A 20,466-nucleotide genomic window follows, 5' to 3' on the forward strand; every position below is an offset into this window, starting at 1 on the left:
TTAAAGTTATCCATAACCACAAATGAAGAGAATACGATGAATGCAATTAGATCATATTTTTACTTAGATTGGTATTATCCGTCAGCGAAGCGTTCGTCTTAGCTTTAGGTTTCCTAGGATCTAGTACCTTTCTCAGCTTTTCCTAGGACCTTTTAAAAACAAAAAAGCCTCTCGATTTCTCGAGAGGCTTCATGTAAAAGTAGTCGCATGAACGAAAGCGTGAGGATTCGAACTCTCTTTCAAACCATAAACGAAAAAAGCCTCTTGATTTCTCAAGAGGCTTTTCGAAAAGTGGTCGGCTATGGTTTCATAAAAAGAGAGGATTCGAATCCACAGCCATATATTACTAATACAAAAAAGCCTCTCGATTTCTCGAGAGGCTTCATGTAAAAGTGGTCGCATGAACGAAAGAGTGAGGATTCGAACTCTCTTTCAAACCATAAACGAAAAAAGCCTCTTGATTTCTCAAGAGGCTTTTCGAAAAGTGGTCGGTGATAGAGGATTCGAACCTCTGACCCTCTGGTCCCAAACCAGATGCGCTACCGGGCTGCGCTAATCACCGAAAATCTTTTATCTTACTTAACTTGCTAAATATCGAGTAAACTCGCTATTTATATATATGGTCGGTGATAGAGGATTCGAACCTCTGACCCTCTGGTCCCAAACCAGATGCGCTACCGGGCTGCGCTAATCACCGAGTCTTAGATGTTTAAAGAGGGTCACCCTCTGGTCCGCTTCTTATCACAATCCTGATACACTACCAAGTTGCGCTAATCACCGAGTCTTTACAACTTTAAAACGTTAGGAAAATGGGGTGACTGATGGGGTTCGAACCCACGACAACCGGAATCACAATCCGGGACTCTACCAACTGAGCTACAATCACCACTGATATTTCCTACTAACAAAACTGCCGTTTCCATTCTGGTGCACCCAGAAGGATTCGAACCCTCGGCCTCACCCTCCGGAGGGGTGCGCTCTATCCAGCTGAGCTATGGGTGCCTGCCTTGTTAGCGGGGCATATAATAGGTTTTAAACGCCCTGCCGTCTACACTTGTTTTGCTTATTTTATGTATTTAATGTCCGTTCGCTCAAGATTTGAGTCATTCGCTCGGTTTTATACCAAAAAGCGTCAAAATAATGACTTGGATATGAGCTTATTTCATGTTATCAATATGCATTAGTCCAAATCCTAACCAAATTTAAAAAATAGTGATTGGCGGAAAAGCATGTTTAGGGAAGATTTATCTCAGTCTAAAAGCACACTGAGGTTACATAAAAGGATTACTCGTTTGAAAGCCTTAGCGCTAAAATACAAACGAGCTGAAATTACTCAAAATGCTCTACTGGAGCTCTCCAACTTTGCGGCGAGTGTAACCACACCTGCAGAGTTCTATTCGGCGCTACATCAGTCGATCAATAAACTGATCCCTGCTGATAATTTTTTCATCGCAACCCTAAATTCGAAAACATCAAAGATCGAAGTACCATTCTTTCTAGATGAAAAAGATCACCATCCAAATGATTGCTACCCAGAAGAAGACCTCTCCGATACCTTATACAGTGGGTTAACTGGCTATGTACTCAAGACTCAGCAGCCATTGATCTGTAATGATGAGACCTTCCAGCATTTGATTGAATCAAAGCAGATCACTGCTCGTGGTAGTGATTGTCACCAATGGATTGGCACCCCGATTAAAAGTGCCGAAAGCACCATAGGTGTATTGGTGGTACAGAGTTACAGCCCAAATATCATCTATAGCGAAATAGAAATAGAGCTCATGAATTTCATTAGCCATCATATCTCGGGTGTGATTCAGCGTTTAGAAAATCAAGAGCAGTTAGAGCTCGCGATTGATACTCGCACCCAAGAGTTGAGCATTGCTTATAACAAACTTAAACAAGAAGTGTATGAGCGCCGCCGTGCAGAACGATTACAAAAATCACTATTTGAAATCGCTGATCTCGCTAATTCCAATATCGACAGTCAAGAATTCTACAGCGAAATTCATCGCGTCATTAGCCACTTATTACCAGTGAACAACTGTTTTATCTCATTGCTAAACGAGCAATGCGATGAGTTAACGTTCCCGTATTTCGTCTCTCAGTTTGAAATCCCCGAACCAAAGCCCCGTAAGTTAAGCGATGGCTTAACTGAGTATATCTTACTGAATCACAAGCCTAGGTTACTCGATAGAGAGGATATCAAAGCGCTTATAAAGACCGGAGAGCTATACAGCGAAGCACCTGAACTCAATGATACCCAAGAGATCAACCAGTGGATTGGTGTACCGCTATTTATCCACGGCAAGGTGAGTGGTGCGCTGACAATTTACAGCTATAACTATAACCAACATTACCAAGAGAAAGATCTAGAGCTACTCACCTTCGTTTCCCAGCATATTGCGACAGCAATAGAGAAGAAGCATTCGGCTGAATCACTCAAGCTCAGCTACGAACAACTCGAAGACAAGATCAATCTGCGAACACAAGCGCTAGCCAGTGCTAATAGCTATCTTGAAAAAGAGATTAGTCAGCGAAAACGCATTGAGCGCCAGCTCGTTCATGATGCAAAACATGACAACTTAACTGGTTTACCCAATCGTTCCATGTTTATGGAGCGCTTAACCCAAGCAATAAAACATATACGTAGGCACAGCCTAGAGAAGTTTGCCGTGTTATTTATCGATATGGACAGGTTTAAGCTGCTAAACGATACATTAGGGCATCTTGAAGGCGACCGCTTTTTAATTGAAACCGCCAAGCGCCTGAACCTGTGTATCCGTACCAACGATATGTTGGCCCGCTTAGGTGGAGATGAATTTGTGATCTTACTCGATACCATCAATGGCCAGGAAGATGCTAAAGATGTCGCAGAAAGAGTGCTTGCTGAACTCTCTCGCCCATATCAGCTTGCCAATCAACAATTCAACTCAAGTGCCAGCATCGGCTTAGCCATGAGTGGACAAAGCCGTTCCGACACCAGTGAATCGATATTGCGTGATGCCGATACCGCGATGTATCAGGCAAAATCTCAGGGGAAAAACTGCTACGCCATATTCAATCACGGTGCAGATAAGCAGCTAATCAAAGATATTAAACTCGAAAACGAACTGAAAAGTGCGATCAATAATAAGCAGCTGCAATTAAGCTATCTGCCCATTATGGCGTTAGATGCTAAGCAACATATTGCGTTTGAGCCAAGACTCTTCTGGCATCACCCAAGCTTAGGCAAGGTAAAGCAGGCTCAGCTGCATAATATTGCAGAGCATTGCAATATGGTCATTGAACTCGATAATTACCTGCTAGCACAAGTGAATCAAAGTGCAGAAATGATGGAGCAAACCTATGGTGATGAGTTTCAACTGCAACTCCCTATATCAAGCCAACATCTAAACCATAAACACGCACTAAGGGCACTTAAAAACAAGCTCAAACAGTGCCGCTTCAATAGCAAAAAAATCACCCTGTTTTTTAACGAAAAGGCCTTTGTTCAAAATACCAATAATCATATTAGTGCCTTCGAGAGTCTGGCTAAACTTGATATTAACTTGGGGATAGAAGCTTACGGTAGCGCCCATAGCGCCATTAGCAGCCTCACCTTCCTACCAATAAAAGCGTTAAAGCTTGACCCTAGCTATACAGCCCACTTAGAGAGCAGCCAGCATATTAAGTTAATTACGGCTTATTTTTATGCCGCGCAAGCGCTAGAGCTGGATGTGTTCGCGGTTGGAGTCAATACCCTACAGCAGTGCCAAATATTACAAGATATCGGCTTTACCAAAGGGCAAGGTGTCGCATTAGGTCAGGTCATTGAGTTGGCTAAAAACACTATAACAATCAATCAAGCTAAAGTGTGCGCATAGCACTAGTATAGTGCCCATGCGCGCAGTGATTGATTAGCAAGTTGTAATAGCCAAAGTGTAATCGTTCAGTTACTTGTTTTTAAACATATCCCTAATATTGGCGATGTTGGTTTTGCCTGACTGCTGACGCTGCTCTACCGTTTGTGCCGGTTTGCGATTTTCCCAAATCAAATCATCTTGAGGCAGTTCCATCAAGAAGCGGCTCGGTTCGCAGCGAATCGTTTCACCAAACTGGCGTCGCTCACGGCAGATCACAAACCACAGCTCTTTTTGTGCGCGCGTAATACCCACGTAAGCTAAACGCCTCTCTTCCTCAACGTTATCTTCATCGATACTACTTTGATGCGGTAAAATCCGCTCTTCTGCGCCCACCATAAACACATAAGGGAACTCCAAACCTTTAGAGGCATGCAGTGTCATTAACTGTACTTGATCGCCCCCCTCATCCTCACTATTACGCTCCATCATGTCACGCAATGTCAGACGAGTGACCACCTCAGGTAGCGTCATGCCTTCATCCAGTTCATCACCTTCGAGCATTTCTGTCACCCAACGATACAGTTCTGAAATGTTCTTCATCCGCATTTCAGCCGCTTTAGCACTCGTGCTGGTCTCGTACAGGTAATCTTCGTAGTTAATCTTACGGATTAACTGCTTAACAGCCTCAACAGGGTCGCCACGCTCGGCGCAGTCACCCGTTTCAACCACAAAACGGCCAAATTGATACAAGCTTGACATGGCTGCAGGCGGTAACTCATGGTTTAAATCCGCCTCAAAGATCGCAGCAAACATTGAGATCTGCTTCTTATTGGCAAAGTTACCTAAACGCTCAAGTGTTGCTGGGCCAATCCCTCGCTTAGGGAGGTTAACAATACGCAAAAACGCATTATCGTCATCAGGATTCACGATTAAACGTAAGTAAGCCATGATGTCTTTAATTTCAGCACGACCAAAGAAAGAAGTACCACCACTTAACTTATACGGAATACGGTTGGTCATCAGTGCACGTTCAAGTAAACGTGACTGATGGTTACCACGATACAAAATCGCATAATCGCCAAAGCTTGTTCGCCCAACGAACTTATGACGGATCATTTCGGCTATGACTCGCTCCGCTTCTTGCTCTTCATTGGCAGCTATCAATACCCTAATGGGCTCACCATAGGCTAACTCACTGAATAAAGCCTTGTCGTAAACGTGAGGGTTATTAGCGATCAAGATGTTGGCGGCGCGCAAAATTCGTTGGCTAGAGCGATAATTCTGCTCTAGTTTAATCAGCTTTAATCTTGGAAAGTCTTTACCCAAGAGCACCAAGTTTTGCGGCTTAGCACCACGCCACGAGTAGATAGATTGATCATCGTCACCTACCACAGTAAACCGCGCACGCTCACCGACCAATAACTTCACCATCTCATACTGACTGGTGTTGGTGTCTTGGTATTCGTCCACCAGCATGTATTGAATACGGGTTTGCCAGCGGGTTCTAACCTCTTCATTTTGCCTAAGCAGTAAAGTAGGTAATAAGATCAAATCATCAAAATCAAGCGCGTTATAGGCCTTCATATGCTGAGCATAACGTTGATACAACAAGGCAAAAAGTTGCTGTTGCTCGTCTTTAGCTATTTTTCGAGCTTGCTCAGGAATAACAAGATCACCTTTCCAATTAGAAATGGTACTGGCTAATAACTTAAGCAGATCTTTATCTTCGTCTAACTCATCTTGAGTCAGCTCTTTTAGCAGTGCAAAGGTATCTTGGTCATCAAACAGTGAAAAGCCAGGCTTTAAGCCCACGACTTTATGTTCGCGCTTGATAATCTCAAGCCCCAATGTGTGGAAGGTCGAGATCCATAATCCACGCGCCTCTTTGCGCCCCATAGACTGCGACACACGCTCTTTCATCTCGCGCGCCGCTTTATTAGTAAAGGTAACGGCAGCAATATTGCGTGCTTTGTAGCCACACTTTTCCACCAGGTAAGCAATTTTATTAATAATTACTCTGGTTTTGCCACTGCCAGCACCTGCAAGAACTAAGCAAGGGCCACTAACATAGTGAACGGCATCATTTTGTCCGGGATTGAGCTTCATGGGTGCGTTATAACCAAGATATTAAGGAAGGCTGTAAAACAGCAATAATAGCAGAAAGGCTTCAGGGATCGGAAAAGTTATCGACAATATCTCGACTGTGTTTATTAGTCACTCTGTTTTTCATTAATGTACTTATGAGCTTAATCACATAAAAGACAAAGTACTTAACACTGCTCTATTGCCAAGTTTTTGGATGAAGATTACACCAATGAATGAACGTTCATTCATTTTAGGCAATACCATGCACAATAAATACGATCTCATTCTTCGCGCAGCAGAAAAAATTATTGCAGCAGGTGGTATTCAAGGCTTATCCATGCAATTGGTGGCCACCGAAGCTGGCGTAGCAGCAGGCACTATCTATCGCTACTTCAAAGATAAAGACCAGCTTATCCTTGAACTCAGAAAAGATGTGCTATCACAAGTTGCTAGTGCCATATTGGAAGACCATCACATAGGTACGATTGAGCAAAGATTCAAACGGATCTGGATGAAAATGTACAACTACGGAAAACAGCCCTCTCCAGCCAATTTAAGCTACGAGCAATATGCCAATCTTCCGATGATCAATACCCAAGAGATCCGCCAGTTAGAGATGCAGCTTTTCGCACCACTGCAGCAACTATTTGAACAGGGAAAAGCCCAAGGGCTAATCCAACCATTACACCCACGCATGCTTTACGCACTCGCGATGGAACCCGCGATGACCATGGCACGAACTTGCAGACGCGGCCTTATTGATTACCAACCTCAAGATATTACTTTCGCTTGCGATTTATGCTGGCGAGCCATACTCATCCCAAATACAACTACAGCGACAATCTAAAGGAGTTTCAGGACATGAAAAAATGGAGCCTAGTGATGATTATCATCGCAGTACTGGCCTTCGGTTCAGTCATTGGTTTTAATCTTTTTATAAAAGGAAAAATCGCCAATGCCATCGCTAATATGCCTGAAGCGGTGGCCCCAGTTACCGCAGTGGATGTCAAACAAAGTAAATGGCAACCAACAATCAACGCCATTGGATTTGTCGAGCCTAATCAAGGTGTGACCATTGCTAACCAAGTCTCTGGTGTGGTGTCTGCTATCCGCTTTGAAAATGGTAGTAAAGTTGAAGTCGGCCAAATGCTTATCGAGCTAGATTCTAAGGTAGAAAAAGCTAATCTTAAGAGCAAACAGGTTCAACTACCAGCAGCAGAAGCTGACTTTAAGCGCCTGAGTAAACTCTACAAACAGAACTCAGTCTCTAAACAAGATCTTGATAATAGCCAGTCTAAGTACTTAGCCTTAATGGCCGACATTGAAAGCTTAAGTGCCACAATAGATCGACGAGAGATCCAAGCTCCTTTTACGGGCTTAGTCGGTATTCGCAACGTCAATCTAGGTGAATATCTACAAACGGATACCGATATCGTCCGTCTTGAAGATATCAGCACCATGAAGCTGCGCTTCACCATTCCACAAACCCAGCTATCTCGCATTGAGACCGGCCAAAAAGTACACGTCTATGTGGATGCATACCCTACCGAGATATTTGAAGGCATTATCACAGCCATTGAGCCCGCAGTCTTCTATCAAAGTGGCTTAGTTCAGGTACAAGCTCAAATCCCTAACTCTGACCGCAAACTACGTAGTGGTATGTTCGCAAAAGTCGACATACAGCTGCCAGAACTTACTCAGCAAGTAGTACTGCCGCAAACGGCAATTAGCTTCACCCTTTACGGTGATTCAGTTTACGTGATTGAAGAGGTCACTGAAAATGGCGAACAAGTAAAACGCGTTAAGCAAGTCAGCGTCAAAGTGCTTGAGCGTAACGATGTCAATGCATTAGTCAGTGGAACAATAAAACCTGGCGACGTTATTGTTACCTCTGGTCAAGTCCGCTTAAGTAACAATAGTAAAGTCAAAGTGACTGAGGATGATGCACTCACCCCTCCAGCCACATTGCCAATGCTGTAAGCGGAGGATCTAGCGATGCGCTTTACAGATATATTTATACGTAGGCCAGTATTGGCGGCCTCAATTAGTTTTCTGATATTACTGCTGGGATCCTATGCCCTTAAAAGCATGCAGATACGTGAATATCCAGAAATGACCAATACCGTTGTGACGGTAACCACCAGCTACTATGGTGCCGACTCTAATTTGATCCAAGGTTTTATTACTCAACCGTTAGAACAAGCATTAGCTCAGGCTGACAACGTTGATTTCATGACATCAGACAGTTTTTTAGGAAGCTCAAAAATTTCTGTCTACATGAAGCTCAATACCGACCCCAATGGGGCTTTGGCGGATATTCTGGCTAAGGTAAATTCGGTACGTTCTCAGCTGCCAAAAGAAGCCGAAGACCCAACAGTAGAGATGTCTACTGGTGCGCAAACCTCAGCGCTTTACATCTCTTTTTATAGTGAGCAGATTAACTCAAGCCAGATAACCGACTACCTAGAACGTGTCGTTAAACCTGAGTTATTCACTATCGATGGGGTGGCTAAAGTTAACCTATATGGCGGCATAAAATACGCTATGCGTATATGGTTAGATCCAGCGCGGATGGGAGGTTTTAACCTATCATCAACTGATGTCATGAACGTCTTGCAGGCAAATAATTACCAGTCTGCTGTTGGCCAAACCAATAATACCTTCACCTTACTCAACGGCACCGCTGACACTCAGGTTGCTACCGTTGATGAGTTAAAAAAGCTGGTTATTGGTAGCAATAACGGCATGGTGATCCGCCTAGGTGATATCGCGGATATTAATCTAGAAAAGAGTCACGATGTGTACCGCGCATTAGCCGATGGTCAAGAAGCCGTTGTAGTCGGCCTTGACGTTACCCCAACAGCCAACCCATTAATCGTGGCTGCCGATGCACGAGCAATGATGCCTCAAATCGAACGCAGCCTACCTATTTCGATTAAGGCACGTATTCTTTATGATTCATCACTGGCTATTGATGAATCGATTAACGAGGTGATTAAAACCATTGCTGAAGCTGCACTTATTGTTATCGTGGTTATCACGCTGTTTTTGGGTTCATTCAGAGCGGTTATTATTCCAATTGTAACCATTCCACTGTCTTTAATCGGTGTCGCCATCATCATGCAGATGTTTGGCTTTACCCTTAACTTAATGACACTACTCGCGATGGTGCTCGCCATCGGTTTGGTGGTCGATGACGCTATTGTGGTGGTTGAAAACGTCGACCGTCATATCAAGCTTGGCGAACCGCCTTTTAGAGCTGCAATTATTGGTACTAGGGAGATTGCAGTTCCCGTTATCTCAATGACCATTACCCTAGCCGCAGTTTATGCGCCTATTGCCTTAATGGGCGGAGTGACAGGCTCGCTGTTTAAAGAATTTGCGTTAACACTAGCTGGCGCGGTATTTATCTCGGGGATCGTCGCGCTGACGCTGTCACCGATGATGTGCTCTAAAATTCTTAAGCCTCACTCAACACCTAACCGTTTTGAGAGTAGCGTTGAGCACTTTTTAGAAGGCTTAACCAGCCGCTACAATCGTATGCTTACCGCTGTACTTAATAAGCGCCCGGTCGTCATCGCCTTTGCTGTTATCGTATTTGCTTCACTACCTGTCATGTTTAGCTTTATTCCATCAGAACTGGCTCCCAGTGAAGATAAAAGTGTGGTGATGATGATGGGCACCGCACCATCGAGTGCCAATCTTGATTATATCCAAGCAAATATGAAAATCGTCACCGACATGATTAGTGCGCAGCCAGAATCTGCGGCATCGCTTGCATTCGTCGGTGTACCAAGTGCCAACCAAGCCTTTGGTATTGCACCTCTTGTGCCTTGGAGTGAGCGAGATAAAAGCCAGAAGCAGATGCAGGAACTCTTCGGCAAAGAGGTGAAGAATGTTCCCGGCATGGCGGTAACTACCTTCCAGATGCCTGAGCTTCCTGGTGCATCCAGCGGACTGCCGATTCAATTTGTGATCACCAGTTCCTCGTCATTTGAGAACTTATTCCAGATTGGTTCTGGCGTGCTTGAACAGGTGCAAAAAAGTCCACTTTTCGTCTATTCAGTAATCAACCTTAAATTTGATTCTGGCTCGATGAAAATCCACATCAAACGCGATGTGGCTGGTGCTTACGGTATTACCATGAAAGATATTGGCCTAACATTAACCACCATGATGAGTGATGGCTACGTTAACCGTATCAACTTAGACGGTCGCTCGTATGAGGTGATCCCGCAAGTTGAACGTAAACTACGTGCCAACCCTGAAGCGCTGGCCGGTTATTACTTAACCGCAGCCGATGGTCGCTCTATTCCGCTATCTAGCTTAGTCGATATAGAAATCGTGTCAGAGCCACGTTCACTGCCACACTTTAACCAGATGAATGCGGTTACTATCGGGGGCGTAGCAGCACCTGGCGTTGCAATTGGTGATGCTATCGCTTTCTTACAGAATATCGGTGATAACGATCTTCCTAAGGGGTATAGCTATGACTTCCTCGGTGAAGCGCGTCAATATGTCACCGAAGGCACAGCACTTTATGCCACCTTCGGTTTGGCATTGGCCATTATCTTCTTAGTACTAGCGAGTCAATTTGAGAGCCTTAGGGATCCACTGGTGATCTTAGTCTCTGTACCGCTCGCCATTAGTGGTGCCTTGGTCGCTTTAGGTTGGACCCATGTTTTCGGCTTATCGTCGATGAACATCTACACTCAGGTGGGTCTTATCACCTTAGTCGGTCTTATCACTAAGCACGGTATTTTGATGTGTGAGGTTGCAAAAGAGGAACAGCTACATAATGGCTTGAATAAACTCGATGCCATTAAGCATGCGGCAACTATTCGTCTTCGTCCCATCCTAATGACGACTGCCGCGATGATAGCGGGTCTAATTCCGCTCCTATTTGCATCGGGTGCAGGCGCTGCAGCTCGCTTTAATATCGGTCTAGTGATTGTGTCAGGGTTAGCTATTGGCACTGTATTTACCCTGTTTGTACTGCCGGTTATTTACACCTATATCGCAGAGAGGCATCAACCTCTACCGGTATTTGATGAAGAGTTGAATAATACTGACCAGACTAAAGCACATGCTTAACATCTAAGCGCTAGATATTAATCTTAAAGAGCCTGTATTAATTGCAGGCTTTTTTATGCTAATTAGCCGCCTCAGCAAAAGCGGCGAATATTTTGGCAATATCAATTGCCTCAGGTACAATCACTGCCATAAAGCATTAAGCACTTGAGCGGATACAGACAATGATTAACCCAAAGAAAATTGAAGAAGTCGCAAAGCAATTGAGCGAGAATCTTCCTAGTGGATTAAAGCAGTTTGCTGGCGAATTTGAAGAACGCAGTAAGCAAGTTTTGCAAAATCAACTTCAAAAATTAGACGTAGTATCACGTGAAGAATTTGAAGTTCAGCAACACGTTTTGATTAGAACTCGTGAAAAGCTTGAAGCACTTCAAGCTCAAGTTGACGCACTTGAAGCCAAACTCAATTCAGCTGACTAACCACAACTAAACTGATTTAACGCCACGTTTACAGCGAATGGCGAAATCAGCAATAATAAAAAAGGGCATCTCTTCAGATGCTCTTTTTATTAATACTCCTCATGTAATCAGAGATATCGCTGCGAGTACTCACTCGTTTCATAACCGTAAAACAATCACAACTAGGGCGTATTTAGGTACTGCTAGTATGGTAACTCACAATTAAACAAAAGCTATTCACCACGGAGATCACGGAGAAGAGCCACAGCCAGTTCTACATCTTTTCCTCTGTGTTCTTCGTCAAAGCACAGCCTTCCGTAGTGAGTGCAGTGCTTTGTCAAAAGCTAGCACCAATCCAAAAAATGAATGCAATCAGCCTTCATTCGAAAGTCAGCACTGCTCACTTTCACTGAAGAATCGCTAATATGAATTAGGATTAATTTACACTTCATGCAAGTGCTCTAGTATAGCTGCGCACTGGCAGGTAACCTTGCCCAAACCATCTGCTTGTTAATCATCTACTCGTTAATTATCGACGGGTAGTCATTCACATACTGTTTTGAGGCCCTGCTTTGAACAAATCCTCTTTTCCGCCTCATCACACTAACAAAGCGCTCTTGGCTGCTTGGGCTGTGTTACTGGCCATTCCCGCTACCATCTACTTTAGTGCGGCGAGCTTATTTCCGACTATCGCCTTAAACTCAAATTTGGCTCAAGCGCTATATTGGCTAACCAGTACAGGTACTGCGCCCTATGGCATTATTACTGGGATACTTATTCTGCTTGCCTGCTATCGCAGCTTAAACCATCAGCAATTTATGCAACTGGTGCTAGCGGTGTCCATTAGCATGGCTGCAACGCTTAGCCTCAACCACTTTCTTAAGCCCTACTTCGCCGAGGCTCGGCCCAACGCCGTCTTACTAGAACAAGAATACCTGCTTAATACCCAAGATTTTTATCAACAATCTAAAGCCGATAAAAGACAGCGAATTGGCACTGCCATTCATCAGTTAGAAGTCGCCCGCCCAGATCTAAGCTTAAGCCCTTCAATCAAACGCCATTGGCAACATGAAGTCGGCTATGCCTTCCCTTCTGGACATACACTCTTTGCCGTCACACTGGCATTAACGGTGAGCTTCTATCTACTCGTAGCAGGGCAAACCTTACTGCCGTTGATATTATTTGGTTGGGCGATTGCGATGGGACTTAGCCGTATGCTACTGGGAATGCACTGGCCCCAAGATGTTCTCGCTTCAACTGCCATAGGTGGCAGCATCGCCTTTAGCAGTATCTATTTAACTCAAGCGCTATGGCCAAAAATAAATAATCGACTTGGATCTCGCCTAAAAACAGCTTAACAAAACCTATCAGTATCGACAGAGTTAAACCCTACCGAGCTGTAGGGTTTATTAACCTGCCCGCTTGCGCTTGATCTCAATTGCGGTATTCTGCCAGCAAACAAAATAATACTTTGAATAAACCCAAACTATTAACTCAAAACGATTAACCCAAACTTTGATGAGACCCAACCATGGCTGAACTGCAATTAGACAAGATTGACCTGAACATTCTCAAACTGATGCAGCAACATGGCAAATTGTCTAATCAGGAGCTGGCCGAAAAAGTCGGCTTGTCGCCTTCTCCTTGCTCAAGAAGGGTAAGATCCCTAGAAGAGGCTGGCTACATTGCAGGTTACGCCACCTTGCTCAGTGCCGAGCACTTCGATCTCGCACTTACGGCCTATATTCAAATTCGCTTAGAAAAACACTCCACCGATATTCTCGATGCCTTTGAAGAGAAAATAAGTAGCTATGATGAAGTACAAGAGTGCTGTCTACTCACGGGTAGCGATGCCGACTATCAAATCAAAGTGCTGGTTAGCGATATGAAACAATTTAAAGTCTTCCTGCTCGATAAGCTGACCTCCAACGATCATATCGCTGGTGTACGCTCAAGCTTCGTGTTGAAACAAGTGAAAAACCAAACCAGCATTCCACTGCCTATTTAGCTCTCTTTTTGTTTAACCTCGCTAGTTATCGTTAGTTATCGGCGGCAACATCTGCCGCCAAGCCCTCGCCATTACGACTATAATCTGTGCATTCAGTCCCATTTTCCTAATTAATCGCAGCATGATTTTATTGCGCACAGAGATAGATAAATCAGACGTCACGCAACCAGATATCAATAAAAAGCAAAAAATAAATAAATTACGTCAAAATAGTTCAACAATAAGAAATAAACTACCAACAAACTATAATAAAACGAGAATTCAAAGCGTTGACGTGTCATTTTAAAGCACTAGTATGCGCGCTCTTCTATCAGAAAGAGAGCTCCAATGAGTACAGTAAAACAAGGGCATTTTAGCTCGAAGATTGGCTTTATCATGGCCGCGGCAGGATCTGCTGTCGGTGTGGGTAATATCTGGGGGTTTCCCACTCAAGCTGCAACACATGGCGGCGGAGCTTTCTTGCTTGTTTACCTATTTCTGATCTTAGTACTCGGTTACCCCATGCTAATGGCAGAACTGATGATAGGTCGACATGGGCAAACCAATCCCGCCGATGCCATGGCCAATTTAGCTAATCGCCCTCTGAGTAAGAAAATAGGTAAGGCAATCGGCTTTATCTCTATCATGACCGCCACTCTAATTTGCACTTTCTACAGCATTTTATCGGGCTGGTTTGTCAGCTTTGCTATCGCCCCCGTTGCCGAATTAACAGGCCAAACTCAAGCCGCCGCATGGTTGATGGACTTTTCATTATCGCGCAACATAGTGTTCACGCTTATCTTTATTGCCATGGTCATTTTAGTGATCCGCCAAGGTGTACAAAAAGGCATTGAACGCTGGTCAAAACGTCTCATGCCGATGCTATTGCTTATCTTAGTCGCTGGGGTGATTTATATCTTAATGCAGCCAGGTGCGATGCAAGGTTTAGAGGTGTTATTAATCCCCGACTTCTCCCGCGTGTTCGAAGCCGATGTATTGATTGGTGCCCTAGGACAAACCTTCTTCTCTTTAACCATAGGCACAGCGGCTATGATGGTTTATGGCGCTTACTTAAGCCAAAAAGAAGATCTTGCAAAGCTAACCGCCTACGTGACACTCACCGATACCTCTGTGGCCTTTCTAGCGGCGCTAATGGTGATCCCAGCGATGTACGTGGCGCAGCATAACGGCGTACAAATTTTTGCAAAAGACGGTAGCCTATTAAACTCTGACACCTTAGTGTTTACCGTTCTGCCAGCCCTGTTCGACACAATAGGTGGCCTAAGCCAGTACCTGCTAGCCATTATCTTCTTTATTTTAATGACGATTGCAGGACTCACCTCTGCCATCTCAATTGTCGAGGTGCCCACCAGCTACTTAGTTGAAAAAACCAACTTAAGCCGTGATAAAGCCACCTTGATAGTGGGGAGTGTCATTGCGCTGTTATCTCTGGTTGTTGTATTTAATTTTGAGACACTATTTAGCTTTATGATCACCCTCACCACAGAACGGGCTCAGCCATTAATTGCTCTTGGTATCGCCATCTACTTAGGTTGGGTATGGAATCGAAATCAACTGATTAACGCTATTGCCCAGCAAGAGGGCGTCAATCCTAATAGCCTGTTTTGGAAGGTATGGCCTTGGTATGTTAAGTACATCTGTCCGTTGCTTATTATCCTGATCATTGTGCAGCTGATTAGCTAAGCTCAATTGAAAGCTTAAATACAAGTGATAACTTAAGTTCAACAGTAATAATCACTGATATCAAGGGGCGAGTTAATCGCCCCTTTTTTGTACGCCCCGCCCTGAAATAGTGAGGTGAGTCACACCCACCTGTGACCCTTTGTCGCACCTTGGTACAAATTGGTTTGCCGTCTTTATAAAGCCCTGTAAAACAGGCAAAAAATAAATAACGATAAGCAAACTATGATGAACAAGAAAAACATATTGGCGATCCCAGTCGTCACTTTAGGGTTGATTTCAAGTCCCGCTTTCGCCGAAAGCACCGCAAAAAGTACCGAGTCAGAGCCCGTTGAGCGCATTATTGTCACTGGTGAGCTGATGAAAGATCCCACTAAGACTTATACCGCCCCCAAAAAGCCACGCCTACCGCTACCCGCTTATGATGGCGCGGGTTTTTTAAAGACCATTCCAGGTTTTAGTATTGGCCGCAAAGGGGGAGCTGGCGGAGATCCAAGTCTGCGAGGACTCGGTGGCTCACGCTTAAGTATTGTAGATGATGGCCAACATGTTTATGGCACCTGCGGTGGACGAATGGACCCACCAACCGCCTATATTTACCCAGAAGCCTACGACAATATTACTGTGATTAAAGGCCCGCAGACGGTTAAATATGGTCCAGTTGGCAGCGCGGGGACAGTGCTATTTGAAAAAGACCGTCACAGTTTTGATGAGCCGGGTTTAAATGGCCGCGCCAGCATGACGGCAGGAAGTTTTGGCCGATCAGACTATCTCGTCGAGTTAAAAGCCGGTGATGAGCAACACTACTTTGATATGGATGTTAACCAGTCATCGAGCGACCATTATAAAGACGGTGACGGCAATAAGGTGCAATCCAGTTATGACCGCTCAAACTATAACTTAGCCGTTGGCTGGACGCCGACCGAAGAGACCGTTCTAGAGCTCGCTTATGGCAGTTCATCAGGTGAGGCCGAATATGCCGACCGCGCTAATAAGGCCCGTGAGATCAGTAATGAAAATCTCACGCTTTTGCTGCAGCATGAGTTTGATAGTCAATGGATAGATGCCATCGAATTCCAAGCCTACGCTAATGAAAATGACCATGTAATGGATGAATTCGATCAAGGCATAAATTCAGGTACCAACGTTAGGCGTGGCACTAAAGGCGGACATTTTTGGGCTGAATTCACCTTAGCCACAGACTGGTCCTTAACAGCCGGTACTGACTACATCGATAGCCTTCACAAAGGTCGCAGTATTAATCCGGCAGTTCCTGCTGTTCCTGGAAATAATGGCTTAGACGATCTACTCAACAAGCCATTTAAAGACAATATGCGCTATCAGGCTACGGGGCTTTTCCTAGAGTCGGCTTACAAGATGGGCACAGGTGAGCTATTTGCTGGTGTACGCTATGACCATTGGAAAACTGAATTGATGGTCGGACAAACAGGTGAGCGTAGCGACGATCTGTTCAGTGGCTATGGCCGCTATGAGCTCGCTTCAGGAAACAGCCAATACTACGCAGGTGTTGGTCATGCCCAGCGCATGCCTGATTATTGGGAGATCATGAAGTCGGATATTAATAATCTAAGCCAAAAAGCATTTGATCTCGCACCAGAAAAAACTACCCAGCTGGATATTGGTTGGATTTACGAAGCCGATATCGCTATTTCAACATCGCTATTTTACGGAGAGATCCGCGACTACATCTTAATCGATGCCAACACTAAGCCCACTTCAGCTTACAACATCGACGCTACCGTTTATGGCGGTGAGATTGCAGCAACAATTCCGCTAACTGAGCATTTCTCAACTCAGACAAGTGTTAGCTACAGCCATGGAGACAACGACACTGCCGGCACACCACTTGGGCAAATTCCTCCACTTGAAGGCCGTATCACTCTTGATTACCAATACGACCAGTGGACAGCAGGTCTGCTTTGGCGCTTAGTCGCAGCCCAAGATAGAGTTGCCATTGGCGAAGGTAACATCTCGGGTCAGGATTTAGCTAAAAGCAGCGGATTCGGCACGCTCGCCTTTAACGCTAGCTGGCAGCACAACGAAGCATTATTAGTGAGCTTCGGCGTAGAGAATCTATTTGATATCACCTACGCCGAGCATATTAGCCGCTCAGGTGCTGGCAACGATATTCCAGGAAGCTCGCCGATGTTTCAGGTCAATGAGCCTGGCCGCACCGCCTGGATAAAAGCCGATTACACCTTCTAGTACAGCTAATAGCGATCAGATTGAAGCTAAACAAAAGTACCTAGCAGGTTTAAGCGAACAGAAGGCCGCTCTTTAGAGCGGCCTTCTGTTCGCTTGTTGTTAGTCTACAAACTAAGCTAATACTTCTTCTAATGCTTTAAGGCAAAGAGCGACGTTTTCGCGGCGCGCACCATAACCCATCAAGCCGATACGCCAGGCTTTACCCGCAAGCGCACCAAGACCAGCACCAATCTCAAGGTTGTAGTTTTCTAATAACTGCTTTCTAACCTTAGCGTCATCAATGCCATCTGGAATATAAACAGCATTCAGTTGAGGTAAGCGCTCAGCTTCTGCCACCACAAATTTAAGCCCTAAACGCTGCAAGCCGTGACGCAGCACTTGATGCATATCGGCATGACGCTGCCAAGCAAGTTCGAGCCCTTCAACTGACAATAAGCGTAGTGACTCATGTAGTGCATAAAGCGCATTCACTGGCGCTGTATGGTGGTAGCTTCGCTTACCATCACTCGATGCATCCCAGTAACCCATCACTAAGGTTTGATCTAAGAACCAGCTTTGTACTGGTGTCTTACGTGCCTTTAACTTGGCAACAGCTGCAGGCGAAAACGACACTGGCGACAAGCCCGGCACACAAGATAAGCACTTCTGGCTACCAGAATAAATAGCATCTATGCCCCACTCATCTACAAGTAGCTCAACTCCACCTAACGAGGTCACCGCGTCGACTATCGATAGACAATCATGCTGTTTTGCCAGCGCACATAAGGCTTTAGCATCTGACAATGCACCGGTTGAGGTCTCTGCATGCACAAAAACTAAGAATTTTGCATCAGGATTTGCCGCTAATGCACTGGCAACTAAGTCGGTATCTACCGCCTTACCCCACTCATTATCAACAACAACCGCAACGCCGCCGACACGCTCAACGTTCTGACGCATACGCTCGCCAAAAACGCCATTACGGCAAACAATTACTTTTTCACCGGGCTCAACCAGATTAACAAAGCACGTTTCCATACCGGCACTACCAGGCGCAGAGACAGCAAGCGTCATCTCATTTTTAGTCTGAAAGGCATACTGGATAAGTGCTTTAAGTTCATCCATCATCTCGACAAATAGCGGGTCTAAGTGACCAATGGTCGGCTTAGATTGAGCAGCGAGCACCTCAGGATATACATCTGAAGGCCCTGGCCCCATCAAAGTGCGACGTGGCGGATTAAATGGCTCGATAAAAGGTGCGGGTAACATGATATTTCCTCTAAAACTTCTCGTTTTGATAAGGTTAAGGTGTGACCGCTGCCATGCTGCTATAACGATACATATCGCCAAGCCTAGGTGTTAGTCAGTCTTTAGTGGAATATTATTATTGTTCTATCTTAATCAGCGTAAAAAACGACTCGAACAAAAAGCGAGTTAAGCAACCATACTACAGAATATGTTCCAATATTATCAACTTACTAACCGATAAAAATTATTTCCTATTTCCCAAGGTATACCCGCCCATAAAAAAGGCAGCATCATAGTCAATGAGGCTGCCTTTTTGTTACCTAACCCGCTAATTACGATTATCTAAAAATAAGCGGTAGGCTGGGCTATGGGTTTCCTCTTGATAGACGAAACCTAACTCAGTTAAAAACTGCTGAAAAGCCAAAGCATCACTTTGTGGCACTTCAAAACCCGCTAAGACTCGACCGTACGCCGCGCCGTGATTACGATAATGGAACAAACTGATATTCCACTTACTCTGCAAAGTCGTTAAAAATTTAAACAGCGCACCTGGGTGCTCTGGAAATTCAAAACTAAATAAACGCTCCTCTAATGGCTCCGGCGGATGCCCACCGACCATATAGCGCACATGCAGTTTAGCGGTTTCGTCTTGCGACAGGTCTTGCACTTCAAAGCCTTCAGACTCGAGATTCGCGATAATCTCATCTAGCTCAACTTGCCCTTCTGTCAACCGAATGCCAGCAAACACCACCGCCTTGTCACGACTGCTAAAGCGGTAGTTAAACTCGGTCATGGCGCGCTTATCCAGCAACTCACAAAAACGCAGGAACACTCCCGGACGCTCTGGCACTTTAACCGCTAAAATTGCCTCTTTTTGCTCGCCTAATTCACAGCGCTCTGACACATAACGTAAGCTGTGAAAATTCACATTAGCGCCACTTAAAATAGCGCCCACTTTCTCGCCTTTACCCTTAGTGCCAATGTATTTTTTCAGCCCCGCTAGCGACAACGCGCCGGAAGGTTCAGCAATCGCACGGGTGTCTTCGAAAATATCTTTCACCGCCGCGCAGATTTCATCAGAGGTCACGGTGATCACATCATCGACATACTCACGGGCTAACCTAAAGGGCTCAGCGCCGATTTGTTTAACCGCAACGCCATCTGCAAATAGACCTACTTGCGGTAAGATCACCCGCTCATCAGCCTCAAGCGCCGCTTTTAAACACGCTGAATCTTCAGGTTCAACACCAATAATCTTTACCTGGGGCATCACCGCTTTGTAATAAGCAGCAACACCGGCAATCAGGCCACCGCCACCAACTGGCACAAATACCACTTCGAGATCGCGCTGCTGTTGCACCATCTCTTGCGCTACCGTGCCTTGGCCAGCAATCACAGCTTCATCATCAAAAGGCGCGACATACACTCGGCCTTCATTCTTAGCAAGGCTCTGTGCATAAGCGTTGGCTTGATCGAACGCTTGCCCATGAAGTACCACCTCACCGCCTAAACGCCTTACCGCATCCACCTTAATATCGGGGGTCGTTTCAGGCATCACGATAACCGCACTAATACCACGCGCCGACGCCGACATCGCCACGCCTTGAGCATGATTACCGGCAGAGGCGCAAACCACGCCGCACTCACACTCCTGGGCAGTTAACTCAGCAATTTTATTGTAAGCACCACGCAGCTTAAACGAGTGCACAGGTTGCAGATCTTCACGCTTTAAAAAGACCTGACAGCCCAAACGCGCCGACAACTTATTAAGGCTCGACAGCGGGGTGACTTTAGCCACGTCGTAAACCGACGACAGTAAAATTTTCTGCAAATAATAATGGGCTAAATCCAGTTGCGATTGTGATGCTAGAGCCAACATAAACTACCTCTTTTATCCGGTAAAATT

The 20,466-nt window shown here is 45.1% G+C and carries 12 protein-coding genes and 4 tRNA genes; 9 read left to right on the forward strand and 7 right to left on the reverse strand.

Translation table 11 applies throughout. The features are described from left to right. Positions 1–485: 485 nt before the first annotated feature. The 4 genes from ACVBIO_RS06795 to ACVBIO_RS06810 all read right to left on the reverse strand — a co-directional run bounded on the left by ACVBIO_RS06795 (position 486) and on the right by ACVBIO_RS06810 (position 1,002). Positions 486–562 (reverse strand) — tRNA-Pro (locus ACVBIO_RS06795). 58 nt (positions 563–620) lie between these two features. Next, positions 621–697 (reverse strand) — tRNA-Pro (locus ACVBIO_RS06800). A 113-nt stretch (positions 698–810) separates the two neighbouring features. Next, positions 811–886 (reverse strand) — tRNA-His (locus tag ACVBIO_RS06805). 39 nt (positions 887–925) lie between these two features. Then, positions 926–1,002: transfer RNA gene (locus tag ACVBIO_RS06810), tRNA-Arg, on the reverse strand. A gap of 227 nt (positions 1,003–1,229) precedes the next feature. Here ACVBIO_RS06810 and ACVBIO_RS06815 point away from each other — a divergent pair. Next, the gene (locus ACVBIO_RS06815) at positions 1,230–3,866 is read left to right on the forward strand and encodes a diguanylate cyclase domain-containing protein (protein WP_447172264.1); all 2,637 of its coding nucleotides are present in this window, start codon (positions 1,230–1,232) and stop codon (positions 3,864–3,866) included. Between the two features lie 69 nt (positions 3,867–3,935). On the opposite strand, the gene rep is transcribed toward ACVBIO_RS06815, so the two are convergent. Continuing rightward, positions 3,936–5,951: a DNA helicase Rep gene (gene rep, locus ACVBIO_RS06820; protein WP_447162127.1), complete on the reverse strand. Its 2,016-nt coding sequence runs from the start codon at positions 5,949–5,951 to the stop codon at positions 3,936–3,938. 208 nt (positions 5,952–6,159) lie between these two features. Between rep and ACVBIO_RS06825 the strand changes: the two genes are divergently transcribed. The 8 genes from ACVBIO_RS06825 (at position 6,160) to ACVBIO_RS06860 (ending at position 17,333) form a co-directional block, all read left to right on the forward strand. Further along, entirely contained in the window at positions 6,160–6,777 is a 618-nt protein-coding gene (locus ACVBIO_RS06825; RefSeq protein ID WP_447172265.1) for a TetR/AcrR family transcriptional regulator, read from the forward strand. A 14-nt stretch (positions 6,778–6,791) separates the two neighbouring features. Further along, on the forward strand, positions 6,792–7,910 hold the full coding sequence (locus tag ACVBIO_RS06830; RefSeq protein WP_447172266.1) for an efflux RND transporter periplasmic adaptor subunit: 1,119 nt from the start codon (positions 6,792–6,794) through the stop codon (positions 7,908–7,910). 15 nt (positions 7,911–7,925) lie between these two features. Next, the gene (locus ACVBIO_RS06835; RefSeq protein WP_447164570.1) at positions 7,926–11,024 is read left to right on the forward strand and encodes a multidrug efflux RND transporter permease subunit; all 3,099 of its coding nucleotides are present in this window, start codon (positions 7,926–7,928) and stop codon (positions 11,022–11,024) included. 161 nt (positions 11,025–11,185) lie between these two features. After that, positions 11,186–11,440: a ubiquinone biosynthesis accessory factor UbiK gene (ubiK, locus tag ACVBIO_RS06840; protein ID WP_447162131.1), complete on the forward strand. Its 255-nt coding sequence runs from the start codon at positions 11,186–11,188 to the stop codon at positions 11,438–11,440. Between the two features lie 551 nt (positions 11,441–11,991). Continuing rightward, entirely contained in the window at positions 11,992–12,777 is a 786-nt protein-coding gene (locus tag ACVBIO_RS06845) for a phosphatase PAP2 family protein (protein ID WP_447164571.1), read from the forward strand. A gap of 173 nt (positions 12,778–12,950) precedes the next feature. Continuing rightward, entirely contained in the window at positions 12,951–13,427 is a 477-nt protein-coding gene (locus tag ACVBIO_RS06850) for an Lrp/AsnC family transcriptional regulator (protein ID WP_447162133.1), read from the forward strand. 327 nt (positions 13,428–13,754) lie between these two features. Beyond that, a complete protein-coding gene (locus ACVBIO_RS06855) occupies positions 13,755–15,110 on the forward strand; it encodes a sodium-dependent transporter (RefSeq protein ID WP_447162134.1) in 1,356 nt (451 codons plus the stop codon). Positions 15,111–15,335: 225 nt separating this feature from the next. Next, positions 15,336–17,333 (forward strand): TonB-dependent copper receptor, encoded by a 1,998-nt coding sequence (locus ACVBIO_RS06860; protein ID WP_447172267.1) that lies wholly within the window; start codon positions 15,336–15,338, stop codon positions 17,331–17,333. 111 nt (positions 17,334–17,444) lie between these two features. Here the strand turns inward: ACVBIO_RS06860 and ACVBIO_RS06865 are convergent, their stop codons facing one another. Together ACVBIO_RS06865 and ilvA are read right to left on the reverse strand one after the other, a co-directional pair. Next, positions 17,445–18,581, reverse strand: coding sequence for a pyridoxal-phosphate-dependent aminotransferase family protein (locus ACVBIO_RS06865; protein ID WP_447172268.1), 1,137 nt, complete (start codon positions 18,579–18,581; stop codon positions 17,445–17,447). Positions 18,582–18,888: 307 nt separating this feature from the next. Beyond that, positions 18,889–20,439, reverse strand: coding sequence for a threonine ammonia-lyase, biosynthetic (gene ilvA, locus ACVBIO_RS06870; RefSeq protein WP_447162136.1), 1,551 nt, complete (start codon positions 20,437–20,439; stop codon positions 18,889–18,891). Between the last annotated feature and the right edge of the window lie 27 nt (positions 20,440–20,466).

The organism is Shewanella sp. 0m-8 (genome assembly GCF_052977265.1).

Coding starts and splice junctions, on each gene's coding strand:
- ACVBIO_RS06815 (WP_447172264.1), top strand. CDS start 1,230: ATGTTTAGGGAAGATTTATCTCAGTCTAAAAGCACACTGAGGTTACAT.
- rep (WP_447162127.1), bottom strand. CDS start 5,951: ATGAAGCTCAATCCCGGACAAAATGATGCCGTTCACTATGTTAGTGGC.
- ACVBIO_RS06825 (WP_447172265.1), top strand. CDS start 6,160: ATGAATGAACGTTCATTCATTTTAGGCAATACCATGCACAATAAATAC.
- ACVBIO_RS06830 (WP_447172266.1), top strand. CDS start 6,792: ATGAAAAAATGGAGCCTAGTGATGATTATCATCGCAGTACTGGCCTTC.
- ACVBIO_RS06835 (WP_447164570.1), top strand. CDS start 7,926: ATGCGCTTTACAGATATATTTATACGTAGGCCAGTATTGGCGGCCTCA.
- ubiK (WP_447162131.1), top strand. CDS start 11,186: ATGATTAACCCAAAGAAAATTGAAGAAGTCGCAAAGCAATTGAGCGAG.
- ACVBIO_RS06850 (WP_447162133.1), top strand. CDS start 12,951: ATGGCTGAACTGCAATTAGACAAGATTGACCTGAACATTCTCAAACTG.
- ACVBIO_RS06855 (WP_447162134.1), top strand. CDS start 13,755: ATGAGTACAGTAAAACAAGGGCATTTTAGCTCGAAGATTGGCTTTATC.
- ACVBIO_RS06860 (WP_447172267.1), top strand. CDS start 15,336: ATGAACAAGAAAAACATATTGGCGATCCCAGTCGTCACTTTAGGGTTG.
- ACVBIO_RS06865 (WP_447172268.1), bottom strand. CDS start 18,581: ATGTTACCCGCACCTTTTATCGAGCCATTTAATCCGCCACGTCGCACT.
- ilvA (WP_447162136.1), bottom strand. CDS start 20,439: ATGTTGGCTCTAGCATCACAATCGCAACTGGATTTAGCCCATTATTAT.